General features: G+C 60.8%; 8 protein-coding genes. 4 read left to right on the top strand and 4 right to left on the bottom strand.

The window, feature by feature from the left end; translation table 11 throughout:
- Positions 1-152: 152 nt before the first annotated feature.
- On the top strand, positions 153-917 hold the full coding sequence (locus AC1D19_RS03275; RefSeq protein ID WP_008050187.1) for a GntR family transcriptional regulator: 765 nt from the start codon (positions 153-155) through the stop codon (positions 915-917).
- A gap of 144 nt (positions 918-1,061) precedes the next feature.
- Here the strand turns inward: AC1D19_RS03275 and guaD are convergent, their stop codons facing one another.
- The 4 genes from guaD to xdhA all read right to left on the bottom strand — a co-directional run bounded on the left by guaD (position 1,062) and on the right by xdhA (position 7,180).
- Positions 1,062-2,366, bottom strand: coding sequence for a guanine deaminase (gene guaD, locus AC1D19_RS03270; protein ID WP_477762384.1), 1,305 nt, complete (start codon positions 2,364-2,366; stop codon positions 1,062-1,064).
- An 8-nt stretch (positions 2,367-2,374) separates the two neighbouring features.
- A complete protein-coding gene (xdhC, locus tag AC1D19_RS03265) occupies positions 2,375-3,217 on the bottom strand; it encodes a xanthine dehydrogenase accessory protein XdhC (RefSeq protein ID WP_477755851.1) in 843 nt (280 codons plus the stop codon).
- Between the two features lie 116 nt (positions 3,218-3,333).
- The gene (gene xdhB / locus AC1D19_RS03260; protein WP_477762383.1) at positions 3,334-5,733 is read right to left on the bottom strand and encodes a xanthine dehydrogenase molybdopterin binding subunit; all 2,400 of its coding nucleotides are present in this window, start codon (positions 5,731-5,733) and stop codon (positions 3,334-3,336) included.
- A complete protein-coding gene (gene xdhA, locus AC1D19_RS03255; RefSeq protein ID WP_477762382.1) occupies positions 5,726-7,180 on the bottom strand; it encodes a xanthine dehydrogenase small subunit in 1,455 nt (484 codons plus the stop codon). The genes xdhB and xdhA overlap by 8 nt, the downstream gene beginning before the upstream one ends.
- A 267-nt stretch (positions 7,181-7,447) precedes the next feature.
- Here xdhA and AC1D19_RS03250 point away from each other — a divergent pair, with 267 nt between their 5' ends.
- The 3 genes from AC1D19_RS03250 to zipA all read left to right on the top strand — a co-directional run bounded on the left by AC1D19_RS03250 (position 7,448) and on the right by zipA (position 12,717).
- Entirely contained in the window at positions 7,448-8,107 is a 660-nt protein-coding gene (locus AC1D19_RS03250) for a GntR family transcriptional regulator (protein ID WP_477762381.1), read from the top strand.
- Positions 8,108-8,109: 2 nt separating this feature from the next.
- Positions 8,110-11,598 (top strand): chromosome segregation protein SMC, encoded by a 3,489-nt coding sequence (smc, locus tag AC1D19_RS03245; protein WP_477762380.1) that lies wholly within the window; start codon positions 8,110-8,112, stop codon positions 11,596-11,598.
- A gap of 258 nt (positions 11,599-11,856) precedes the next feature.
- Positions 11,857-12,717 carry a cell division protein ZipA gene (zipA, locus tag AC1D19_RS03240; RefSeq protein ID WP_477762379.1) on the top strand — a complete coding sequence of 287 codons (861 nt, stop codon included), beginning with the start codon at positions 11,857-11,859 and terminating at the stop codon, positions 12,715-12,717.
- Positions 12,718-12,810 lie beyond the last annotated feature (93 nt).

Raw genomic sequence — 12,810 nt, 5'->3', positions numbered from 1 at the left:
GATACAGCCGAAGCAACATTCAGCCGTACAGTCGTGTTGCCACCGTCCATTGTGTACAATCGCTATGTTATTTACGCGATACTTGCCAGCGACCCACCGTGCCGTAATACAGTCACCGTCAATTCGCCGCAGTTCTTCCGACTCGAGTGCCCATGAACGAACAGTTGCAACCCCTAAAGAAACAACCGCGAGCAGGCAAAGCCGGCCGTAGCGGTACCCAGGACGATATTGTCTACGCGCATATCTTCGAGGCCATCCTCGAACAGCGCCTGGCGCCCGGCACCAAGTTGAGCGAAGAAGCGCTGGGGGAAATTTTCGGGGTCAGCCGCACCATCATTCGCCGCGCTTTGTCGCGCCTGGCCCATGAGGGCGTGGTGCTGCTGCGTCCGAATCGCGGCGCCGTGGTCGCCAGTCCGAGTGTCGAAGAGGCGCGCCAGGTGTTCATGGCCCGGCGTCTGGTCGAGCGCGCGATCACTGAGCTGGCGGTGCAACACGCCACCGCCGAGCAGATTGCCGAATTGCGCCAGATGGTCAATGACGAACGCGACAGCTTTTCCCGTGGCGACCGTGGTGCCGGCATCCGCCTGTCGGGCGAATTCCACCTGAAACTGGCAGAAGCGGCGAAAAACGCGCCGCTGATCAGTTTCCAGCGCAGCCTGGTGTCCCAGACGTCGCTGATCATCGCCCAGTACGAAAGCGGCAACCGTTCTCACTGCTCCTACGACGAGCACACCCAGCTGATCGACGCCATCGAAAAGCGCGACGCTGAACTGGCGGTCAACCTGATGATGCATCACATGGATCACATCGACAGCAAGCTCAACCTCGACGAAGAAAGTGCTTCGGATGATCTGCATGCGGTGTTCTCGCATTTGCTGCAGACCAAGAAGCCTGGGCGGTCGACCGCCAAGCTTTAAAAGATCGCAGCCTGCGGCAGCTCCTACAGAGGGGCGCGTTCCCTGTAGGAGCTGCCGCAGGCTGCGATCTTTTGATCTTTCTGCCCGGCAACAAAAATCCCCCGGACCGTAGAGTGCAGGGGATTTTTTATGCCCGGAAAAACCTTAGCGCTGATGCACCAGGTTCCCCGCCGCATAGGTCTGCTGAACAGTCCGGTCATCCCCCAGAGTCATCAACACAAACAACGTCTCGGCGATGTTATTGGCCTGCTTCAGGCGATAGCCCAGCAGCGGTGTGGCGTTGTAGTCCAGCACGAGGAAGTCGGCGTCGGTGCCCGGTTGCAGGTTGCCGATCTTGTCTTCCAGGCGCAGCGCACGAGCGCCGCCGAGGGTGGCCAGGTACAGCGACTTGAACGGACTCAGGCGTGCACCTTGCAGTTGCATGACCTTGTAGGCTTCGTTGAGGGTTTGCAGCAGCGAGAAACTGGTGCCGCCGCCGACATCGGTGCCGATGCCGACATTGAGGTTGTGCTTCTCGGCCATCGGCAGGTTGAACAGGCCGCTGCCGAGGAAGAAGTTCGAGGTCGGGCAGAACGAGATGGCCGAACCGGTCTCCGCCAGTCGCGCGCATTCGTCATCGCACAGGTGCACGCCGTGGGCGAACACCGAGCGCTCGCCGAGCAACCGGTAGTGGTCGTAGACGTCCAGGTAACCCTTGCGCTCCGGGAACAGCGCCTTGACCCACTCGATTTCCTTGAGGTTTTCGCTGATGTGGGTCTGCATGTACAGATCCGGGTACTCGGTCAGCAACTGGCCGGCCAGGGTCAGCTGTTCCGGGGTGCTGGTCGGTGCGAAGCGTGGCGTCACTGCATAGTGCAGGCGACCCTTGCCGTGCCAGCGCTCGATCAGCGCCTTGCTTTCGACGTAGCTGGATTCGGCGGTGTCGGTCAGGTAGTCCGGGGCGTTGCGGTCCATCATCACCTTGCCGGCGATCATCCGCAGGTCCAGTTGCTCGGCGGCTTCGAAGAACGAGTTCACCGATTGCGGGTGCACGCTTCCGAATACCAGCGCAGTGGTGGTGCCGTTGCGCAGCAGTTCCTTGATGAAAATGTCCGCGACTTCATCGGCATGGGCCTTGTTGGCGAACTGGCTTTCGCACGGGAAGGTGTAGGTGTTGAGCCAGTCCAGCAATTGCTCGCCGTAGGCGCCGACCATGCCGGTTTGCGGCAGGTGGATATGGGTGTCGATGAAGCCGGGAGTGATCAGTGCGTCCTGATAGTGGGTGATTTCGACGTCAGCCGGCAGGGTCGGCAGCAATTCGCTGGCGTGGCCGAGGGCGCTGATCTGCCCGTTATCCACAACCAGCAAGCCGTCTTCGAAATACTCGTAGGAGGCTTCGATACCAACGATGGCGGGGTCGGCGATGCTGTGCAGGATGGCGGCGCGGTAAGCTTTGCGAGTCAGTGGCATGGGGATTCTCAATTGGAGGCTTGGCTGCGGCGTGACGCAGGCAGCAGTTTGGCAATCGATCCGGCGCTGGCGGTGTGCTGCCCGAAGTTCGCGTTATAGGTGGCGATGATTTCACCGGCGATGGAGATGGCGATTTCCACAGGCAACTTGCCTTTGACTTCGCCGATGCCCATCGGGCAGCGCATGCGTTGCACGACGCTGTTGTCGAAACCGCGGTCGCGCAGGCGATGTTCGAACTTCACCCGTTTGGTCTTCGAACCGATCAGGCCGAAGTAGGCGAAGTCGTTGCGCTTGAGGATCGCAGCGGTCAGTTCGAGGTCGAGTTGATGGTTGTGGGTCATCACGATGCAGTAGCTGCCGGCGGGCAGGTCATCGATTTCATCCACCGGTTCTTCGCTGACGATCTTGCGCACACCGTGGGGGATATGCTCGGGGAATTCCTCCTCCCGCGAGTCGATCCAGCGCACCCGGCAAGGCAGACTGGCCAGCAGCGGAACGAGGGCGCGGCCGACGTGGCCAGCACCGAACACGGCGATCTGCGCTTGAACCTGCCCCATCGGTTCGAACAGCAAAACGGTTGCACCACCGCAGCACTGGCCGAGGCTGGCACCGAGGCTGAAGCGCTCCAGATGCGTGTCCTGCTTGCCACTGGCGAGCATCTCGCGGGCGATCTTCATGGCCTTGTATTCCAGGTGCCCGCCACCGATGGTGTCGAAGCTCTGGTTCGCGCTGATGACCATCTTCGAGCCAGCGTTGCGCGGCGTCGAGCCGAGCTCTTCGATGATGGTCACCAGCACGCAGGGCTCACCCCGGTTTTGCAGGTCGGCGAGGGCGTCGATCCAGTTATACATAAACACCTCAACATCTCTGTTGTCTGTTCGGGCCTCTTCGCTGGCAAGCCAGCTCCTACAGGTGATATGCGATCCTTGTAGGAGCTGGCTTGCCAGCGAAGCAGGCGACGCGGTCCTTAGAGCGAAGCCAACTCGGTCTCAGCCTCGACAGCCTTCGCCGACTTCAGCTGGCGCATCTGCTCACAACCCCACAACACCCGCTCCGGAGTCGCCGGTGCGTCGATTTTCGGTTGATGCGTGTAATCGCCCAGGCTCGCCACGGCGTCCTTGATCGCACACCAGGAGGCAATGCCGAGCATGAACGGCGGCTCGCCCACGGCCTTGGAATGGAACACTGTGTCTTCCGGGTTCTTGCGGTTTTCCACCAGCTTGACGCGCAGGTCCAGCGGCATGTCCGCCACGGCCGGGATCTTGTAGCTGGCCGGGCCGTTGGTCATCAGCTTGCCCTTGTTGTTCCACACCAGCTCTTCCATGGTCAGCCAGCCCATGCCCTGGATGAAACCGCCCTCGACCTGACCAATGTCGATGGCCGGGTTAAGCGAGGCGCCGACGTCGTGGAGGATATCGGTGCGCAGCATCTTGTATTCGCCGGTCAAGGTATCGACCAGCACCTCGCAGCACGCCGCGCCGAAGGCGAAGTAGTAGAACGGACGGCCACGGGCCTGGCTGCGGTCGTAGTAGATTTTCGGGGTCTTGTAGAAACCGGTGCTCGACAGCGACACCTGGGCGAAATACGCCTGCTGAATCAGTGCTTCGAAGGTCAGGATGTGATCGCGGACCCGCACGTGGCCGTTGTGGAATACCACGTCTTCTTCGCTGACCTTGTATTGGCGCGCGGCGAATTCCACCAGGCGTTTCTTGATGGTTTCAGCCGCGTTCTGTGCAGCCTTGCCGTTCAGGTCGGCACCACTGGAAGCGGCGGTCGGCGAGGTGTTCGGCACCTTGTCGGTGTTGGTCGCGGTGATCTGTACGCGGTCCATTTCCACCTGGAACACTTCGGCCACGACCTGCGCGACCTTGGTGTTCAGGCCCTGGCCCATTTCGGTGCCGCCATGGTTGAGGTGGATGCTGCCGTCGGTGTAGACGTGCACCAAGGCACCTGCCTGGTTGAGGAAACTCGCGGTGAAGGAAATACCGAATTTCACCGGGGTCAGCGCCAGGCCTTTTTTCAGGATCGGGCTGTTGGCGTTGTAGCGACGGATCGCTTCGCGACGCTCCGCGTACTGGCTGCTTTCTTCAAGTTCCGCGGTCATCTCTTCGAGCATGTTGTGCTCGACGGTCTGGTAGTAATGGGTGACGTTGCGCTCGGTCTTGCCGTAGTAGTTGGCCTTGCGCACTGCCAACGGATCAAGGGCCAGGTGCCGGGCGATGGCGTCCATCACTTCTTCGATGGCGACCATGCCTTGCGGGCCGCCGAAGCCACGGTAGGCGGTGTTCGACGCGGTGTTGGTCTTGCAACGGTGACCGTTGATGGTCGCATCGCCCAGGTAATACGAGTTGTCCGAGTGGAACATCGCCCGGTCGACGATCGACGCCGACAGGTCAGGCGAGCAACCGCAGTTGCCGGCCAGTTCCAGGTTGATGCCGTGCAGGCGACCGGTGCTGTCGAAGCCGACGTCGTACTCGACATAGAACGGGTGACGCTTGCCGGTCATCAGCATGTCTTCGACGCGCGGCAGGCGCATCTTGGTCGGCTGGCCGGTGAGGTGAGCAATCACCGCGCACAGGCACGCCGGGCTCGCCGCCTGGGTTTCCTTGCCGCCGAAACCACCACCCATGCGGCGCATGTCGACGACGATCTTGTTCATCGACACGTCCAGCACTTCGGCCACCAGTTTCTGCACTTCGGTGGGGTTTTGCGTGGAGCAGTAGACGATCATGCCACCGTCTTCGGTGGGCATCACCGAAGAGATCTGGGTTTCCAGGTAGAAGTGTTCCTGGCCGCCGATGTGCAAGGTGCCCTGGATGCGGTGCTCGGCGGTGGCCAGCGCCGTGGCTGAATCGCCGCGTTTGTGGGTATGGCTGTCGAGTACGAAGTGGCGTTTGCGCAGGGCTTCGACCACGTCCAGCACAGGTTCCAGGTCTTCGTATTCGATGATCGCGGCCATGGCCGCCTTGCGCGCGGTTTCCAGGTCTTTCGCTGCCACGGCGATCACCGGTTGACCGACGAATTGCACGGTGTCGATGGCCAGCAGAGGATCGCCCGGCAGCAACGGACCGATGTCCTTCAGGCCTGGCACGTCTTCGTGGGTGATGGCGATGCGCACGCCTTCGAAGGCGTAGCAGGGGGCGGTGTCGATACTGATGATCCGGGCGTGGGCGCGGTCCGACATGCGCGCATAAACGTGCAACTGGTTCGGAAACTCCAGGCGATCGTCGATGTACTGCGCTTCGCCAGCCACATGCTTGGCGGCGCTGTCGTGCTTGACGCTGCGGCCGACACCGGTGGTCAGGTCCTTGGCGAACAGTTCAGCCAATTCGGCTTGGGTCTTCTCTACGGCGTGATGATTAGACATAAGCGGTCACCCGAGTCTCGATGTGCGGTGTTTGCAGTTCGATGAAGTATTTGCGCAGCAGGTTCTGCGCGCTGAGCAGGCGATATTCCTTGCTGGCGCGGAAGTCCGAGAGCGGCGTGAAATCTTCGCCCAGGGCGGCGCAGGCGCGTTCAACTGTAGCGTTGTTGAATGGCGCACCGAGCAGCGCGGCTTCGCAGGCGGCGGCGCGTTTCGGGATAGCCGCCATGCCACCAAAGGCGACGCGGGCTTCGGCCACCACGCCGTTTTCCAGGCGAATGTTGAAGGCGGCGCACACTGCCGAAATGTCATCGTCCAGACGCTTGGAGATCTTGTAGGCACGGAACAGTTTTTCGGCGCTGGCACGCGGCACGATGATCTTCTCGATGAACTCGCTTTCCTGACGCGCAGTGACGCGGTAATCGATGAAGTAATCTTCCAGCGCCAGGGTGCGGCGGGTTTCGCCTTTGCACAGCACGATTTGCGCGCCGAGGGCGATCAGCAGGGGCGGCGAGTCACCAATCGGCGAAGCGTTGCCGATGTTGCCGCCCAGGGTGCCCTGGTTGCGAATCTGCAACGACGCGAAGCGGTGCAGCAATTCACCGAAGTCCGGGTACTCGGCGTTCAAGGCCTCGTAGCAATCGGAAAGGGCGGTGGCGGCGCCGATTTCCAGGCGATCGTCAAAACGTTCGATGCGCTTCATCTCGGCGACGTTGCCAACGTAGATCATCACCGGCAGGGTGCGGTGGAACTGCGTGACTTCCAGCGCCAGGTCGGTACCGCCGGCCAGCAGGCGGGCCTGTGGATAAGCGTCGTAGAGGTCGGCCAGGTCGGCCACGGTCAGCGGCACCAGGCAGCGTTTGTCGCCGCTGTTGAGTTCGCCGATATCGGTCGGGGCAATGGCTTTCAGGCGTGCGATGGTGTCGGCCTCACGGATGTCGAACTGGTCCGGCTGCTTGCCGCAGCAGGACTGCTCGGCGGCTTCCAGGATCGGCCGGTAGCCGGTGCAGCGGCACAGATTGCCGGCCAGTGCTTCGTGGGCCTTGGCATGATCCGGCGCATCGCTGTTCTTTTGCAGGGCAAACAGCGACATCACGAAGCCTGGGGTGCAGAAGCCGCATTGCGAGCCGTGGCACTCGACCATGGCTTTCTGCACGCTGTGCAGTTCACCTTTGTGCTTGAGGTCTTCAACGCTGATGAGCTGTTTGCCGTGCAGGGACGAAACGAACGTCAGGCACGAGTTGAGGCTGCGATAGCGAATGTGTTCGCGGCCGTTGTCATCCGTCTGCAATTCGCCGACTACTACGGTGCAGGCGCCGCAGTCACCGCTGGCGCAGCCTTCTTTGGTGCCGGGTTTGCCCACATGGTCGCGCAGATAATTGAGCACGGTCAGGTTCGGGTCCAGGGCGTGCTCGCTACGGAGTTCCTGGTTTAGTAAAAACTGGATCACGGAAGGCCTCGCAGACTCATTATTGTTGTTAACCGATAGGAACTGAATTTAGCAGGTCTGACTTTTCGGTCAATGAATTTCTGACTTAAAGGTCAGGAAATTGCAATTTGTCGATTAACCACCTGTTCCTTAATTATTGTCGTTGGTTCGATAGCCTGCTTTTTTGCTTGAATCGTGCCAAAAACCACCGGGCGGGCACTCCGCCCTGATGCAGCAATTGCGCTACACTGCGCCGCTTGTACAGATCGAAGAGTTTGAAGGACAACCATGACGTTCAAGGCGCCGGACAGCCTCGCCGAGCAAATCGCTCACCACCTCGCCGAACGTATCATTCGCGGCGAAATGAAGCCCGGGGAGCGCATCCAGGAACAGAAAGTCACGCTGGCCCTCAATGTCAGCCGTGGTTCGGTTCGCGAGGCCTTGCTGATCCTCGAACGTCGGCACCTGATCGCGATCCTGCCGCGACGTGGCGCCCACGTTACCGAACTCACGCCGCACAAGGTGCAGAGCCTGTGCACATTGATGAGCGAGCTCTACATCCTGCTCGGTAACTCGGTGGCCAGTGGCTGGAAAATCCAGGCCGACATGGCGCCGTTCGTGCAGATCCAGCAGCGCCTGACTGCCAGCTACGAGCGTCAGGACATCCGCACCTTCGTCGACGACAGCTTCAATGTGATGCGCGCCGCGTATCCGTTCGCCAACAACCCGTACTTGCAGGAGACAGTCGAGAATCTGCAGCCGGCCATGAGCCGTGCGTATTTCCTCGCGCTGGACCAGCGCAAAGCGTCGATGAGCGAATTCCTCGAGCTGTTCGAACGCTTGCTCGCTGCCGTGCTGGCCCGTGACTTTCCGCAGATCCGCGAAGTGCTGACGGCTTACGCCCAGCGCAGTTGCGATCTGGTGGTTTCTGCCCTGACGGACGCCTGAGCGTGCGGCTCAAGTGCATCAAACTGGCGGGGTTCAAGTCCTTCGTCGACCCGACCACGGTGAACTTCCCCAGTAACATGGCGGCGGTGGTCGGGCCCAATGGCTGCGGCAAATCGAACATCATCGACGCCGTGCGCTGGGTGATGGGCGAGAGTTCGGCGAAGAACCTGCGCGGCGAGTCGATGACCGACGTCATCTTCAACGGCTCGACCAGCCGCAAACCGGTGAGCCAGGCGAGCATCGAACTGGTGTTCGATAACTCCGACGGCACATTGCTCGGTGAGTACGCCGCCTATGCGGAAATTTCCATTCGCCGCAAAGTGACCCGCGACAGCCAGACCACCTATTACCTCAACGGCACCAAATGCCGGCGCCGCGACATCACCGACATCTTCCTCGGCACCGGTCTTGGCCCGCGCAGCTACTCGATCATCGAGCAGGGGATGATCTCCAAGCTGATCGAGTCCAAGCCCGAAGACCTGCGTAACTTCATCGAAGAAGCCGCGGGCATCTCCAAGTACAAGGAGCGCCGGCGCGAGACGGAAAACCGCATTCGCCGCACCCACGAAAACCTGGAGCGCCTGACCGACCTGCGCGAAGAGCTTGAGCGTCAACTCGAACGCTTGCACCGCCAGGCCGAGGCGGCGAAGAAGTATCAGGAATACAAGGGCGAGGAACGTCAGCTCAAGGCCCAATTATCGGCCCTGCGCTGGCAGGCGCTGAACGATCAGGTCGGCCAGCGTGAAGCGATCATCGGCAACCAGGAAGTTTCTTTCGAAGCCCTGGTGGCCGAACAGCGCAATGCCGACGCAAGCATCGAGCGCCTGCGTGACGGCCACCACGACCTGTCGGAACGCTTCAACCTGGTGCAGGGGCGCTTCTACTCGGTCGGTGGCGACATCGCCCGGGTCGAGCAGAGCATCCAGCACGGTCAGCAGCGTTTGCGCCAGTTGCAGGACGACCTGAAAGAAGCCGAGCGCGCGCGCCTGGAAACCGAATCTCACCTGGGCCACGACCGCACGCTGCTGCTGACCCTCGGCGAAGAGCTGGACATGCTCACCCCGGAGCAGGAAGTCACCAGCGCCGCCGCCGAAGAGGCCGCTGCCGCGCTGGAAGAATCCGAGACCACCATGCATGGCTGGCAGGAGCAGTGGGATACGTTCAATCTCACCGCCGCCGAGCCGCGTCGTCAGGCCGAAGTGCAGCAGTCGCGGATCCAGCAGCTGGAAACCAGCCTGGAGCGCCTGGCCGATCGCCAGAAGCGTCTTGGCGAAGAACGCGCCTTGCTCTCGGCGGACCCGGAAGACGCGGCGATCATGGAACTCAGCGAGCAGCTCGCCGAATCCGAAGCGACCCTTGAGGATTTGCAGACCAGCGAAGAAGCTCAGGTCGAAAAGCTTGAACAATTGCGTCAGGAGCTGCAGCTGGCTCTGACGGCGCAACAGCAGGCCCAGGGCGATTTGCAGCGGCTCAACGGTCGACTGGCTTCACTCGAAGCCTTGCAGCAAGCCGCGCTCGATCCGGGCACCGGCACCGCCGAATGGCTTCGCGACCAACATCTGGCCGATCGCCCGCGCCTGGCCGAGGGCCTGAAAGTTGAAGCCGGTTGGGAGCTGGCGGTGGAAACCGTGCTTGGTGCCGACCTGCAAGCGGTGCTGGTGGACGATTTCAACGATTTCGATCTGTCCGGGTTCGCCCAAGGCGATTTGCGTTTGCTCAGCCCGGCCAGCGATGGCATGCGAGTTCCGGGCAGCTTGCTGGACAAGGTCGAGGCGCAGATCGATCTGTCGCCGTGGCTGGGGCAGGTCAAGCCGGTCGACAGCCTCGAACAGGCCTTGGCCTTGCGCGGTCAACTGGCCGCCGGGCAGAGCCTGATCAGCCGTGACGGTTACTGGGTCGGTCGGCATTTTCTGCGGGTGCGTCGGGCCAGTGAAGCCGAAAGCGGCGTGCTCGCTCGCGGTCAGGAAATCCAGCAATTGGGTCTTGAGCGTGAGGAGCGCGAAGCCGCGGTCGAAACCTTGGAAACCCAACTGCAAAATCTCAGGGCGCAGCAGCGTCAGCAGGAAAACGGTCGCGAACATTTGCGCCGTTTGCTGCAGGACGAAGCCCGTCAGCAAGGTGAATTGAAGGCTCAACTTTCCGCCGGCAAGGCCAAGGCCGAACAGTTGACCCTGCGGCGTACCCGCCTCGACGAAGAGCTCACCGAGCTGGACGAGCAGCGGGCCCTGGAACACGAGAACATCGGTGAAGCGCGCCTGCAATTGCAGGAAGCCCTCGACAGCATGGCGCTGGACACCGAGCAGCGTGAGTTGCTGCTGGCCCAGCGCGACAGCCTGCGCGAACGCCTGGACCGGGTGCGCCAGGAAGCCCGGCAGCACAAGGATCACGCCCATCAGTTGGCGGTGCGTCTGGGCTCGCTCAAGGCCCAGCACGATTCCACGCGCCAGGCGCTGGAGCGTCTGGAGATGCAGTCCGAGCGGCTGACCGAAAAACGCGAGCAACTGAGCCTCAATCTGGAGGAGGGCGAAGCGCCACTGGAAGAACTGCGCCTGAAACTCGAGGAGTTGCTCGACAAGCGCATGACCGTCGACGAAGAACTCAAGACCGCGCAGATCGCCCTCGAAGACGCCGACCGCGAACTGCGCGACGCCGAGAAACGCCGCAGCCAGGCCGAACAACAATCCCAGTTGATTCGCAGTCAGCTCGAAACCCAGCGCATGGAATGGCAAGCCCTGAGCGTGCGCCGCAAGACCTTGCAGGACCAATTGCTGGAAGACGGCTACGATCTCCACGGCGTACTCGCGACTTTGACTGCCGAGGCCAGCGAGAAGGATGCCGAGGAAGAACTCGAGCGCATCGCTGCGAGGATCCAGCGTCTGGGCGCGATCAACCTGGCGGCCATCGATGAGTACCAGCAGCAATCGGAACGTAAACGTTATCTGGATGCCCAGAACGACGATCTGGTGGAAGCGCTCGATACCCTTGAGAACGTGATTCGCAAGATCGACAAGGAAACCCGTAACCGTTTCAAGGATACCTTTGATCAGATCAATGGCGGTTTACAGGCGCTTTTCCCAAAAGTTTTCGGTGGAGGCCGCGCGTATTTGGAACTGACGGGCGAAGATCTACTCGATACAGGGGTAACAATCATGGCGCAGCCGCCAGGAAAGAAGAACAGCACCATCCATTTGCTCTCCGGCGGCGAAAAAGCCCTGACCGCATTGGCCCTGGTTTTTGCGATCTTCAAGTTGAACCCGGCGCCGTTCTGCATGCTCGATGAGGTTGACGCGCCACTGGATGACGCTAACGTTGGACGCTACGCGCGGTTGGTAAAAGAGATGTCACAGACAGTGCAGTTCATCTATATCACCCACAACAAGATCGCCATGGAAATGGCCGAACAACTGATGGGTGTGACGATGCACGAACCCGGTTGTTCACGTCTGGTGGCCGTGGATGTCGAGGAGGCGATGGCAATGGTGGATGCCTGAGTCGGGGTTTCAGGAAAGGGTGTTTACGGTTTGTAGGACTCTTTTGCTGGCTTCGACTTGCTGGCCAATCGACATATTCGCGCTAGCCAACGTGGTAGACGGTGTAAAGTTACCTTTGGTCGTGCTAGTTTAATGTCAATTTTTCGTATACGTGGGCAAAACGCCTGTCAGAACATAGAGTTGGCGCCACGTTTTAAAGCGGTTTGCAGGTTGTAAACCCCTTATTTTTCAGCATTTTTCATAGAGGCACGGGATTACATGGAAATCGGTCTGCGCGAGTGGCTGATCGTCATCGGCATTATTGTCATTGCCGGTATTCTTTTCGATGGCTGGCGCCGTATGCGCGGCGGCAAGGGAAAACTGAAGTTCCGTCTTGATCGAAGTCTGTCCAATCTGCCGGACGAGGACAGCAGCGCCAGCGCCGAGCTGCTGGGCCCGCCGCGCGTGCTGGACACGCATAAAGAGCCGCAACTGGACGAGCAGGATCTGCCGTCGGTGAGCATGCCGGCCCGCGAGCCTCGCGAGTCGGGCTCCAAGCGCGGCAAGCGTGGCCACAGCGAGCCTTCCCAGGGCGACATGAACCTCAGCCTGGATCTGGACGGCGGCCCGAGCTTCAGCAGCCGTGACGACGACTTCCCGGATGACACCAAGGCTTCGCCTTCGGTCAACGGCAAAGAACAACCGCAAGCTGAAGAAGTGCTGGTGATCAGCGTGATCTGCCGCGACGCTGCCGGCTTCAAGGGCCCGGCGCTGTTGCAGAACATTCTGGAGAGTGGCCTGCGTTTCGGCGAGATGGATATTTTCCATCGTCACGAAAGCATGGCGGGCAACGGCGAGGTGCTGTTTTCCATGGCTAACGCGGTCAAACCGGGCGTATTCGACCTGGACGACATCGACCACTTCAGCACCCCGGCGGTGAGCTTCTTCCTGGGTCTGCCAGGCCCGCGTCATCCGAAGCAAGCCTTCGATGTGATGGTGGCAGCGGCGCGCAAATTGTCCCAGGAGCTCAACGGCGAACTGAAGGACGACCAGCGCAGCGTACTGACCGCCCAGACGATCGAACACTACCGTCAGCGCATCGTCGAATTCGAGCGCCGTGCCCTGACCCAGAAACGATAAAAGCAACAGATCGCAGCCTCGTTTCACTCGACAGCTCCTACAGGATTGCGATTTGCCGTAGGAGCTGTGTAGGAGCTGTCGAGTGAAACGAGG

It is taken from the genome of Pseudomonas sp. P1_C12 (assembly GCF_056406435.1).
Note: the sequence above shows the minus strand (reverse complement) of the source record. Positions and strands in the feature narration are given on the sequence as shown.

Bases quoted from the DNA above. Each gene is read 5' to 3' on its own strand.
- AC1D19_RS03275 (WP_008050187.1), top strand. From the start codon at position 153: ATGAACGAACAGTTGCAACCCCTAAAGAAACAACCGCGAGCAGGCAAA.
- guaD (WP_477762384.1), bottom strand. From the start codon at position 2,366: ATGCCACTGACTCGCAAAGCTTACCGCGCCGCCATCCTGCACAGCATC.
- xdhC (WP_477755851.1), bottom strand. From the start codon at position 3,217: ATGTATAACTGGATCGACGCCCTCGCCGACCTGCAAAACCGGGGTGAG.
- xdhB (WP_477762383.1), bottom strand. From the start codon at position 5,733: ATGTCTAATCATCACGCCGTAGAGAAGACCCAAGCCGAATTGGCTGAA.
- AC1D19_RS03250 (WP_477762381.1), top strand. From the start codon at position 7,448: ATGACGTTCAAGGCGCCGGACAGCCTCGCCGAGCAAATCGCTCACCAC.
- zipA (WP_477762379.1), top strand. From the start codon at position 11,857: ATGGAAATCGGTCTGCGCGAGTGGCTGATCGTCATCGGCATTATTGTC.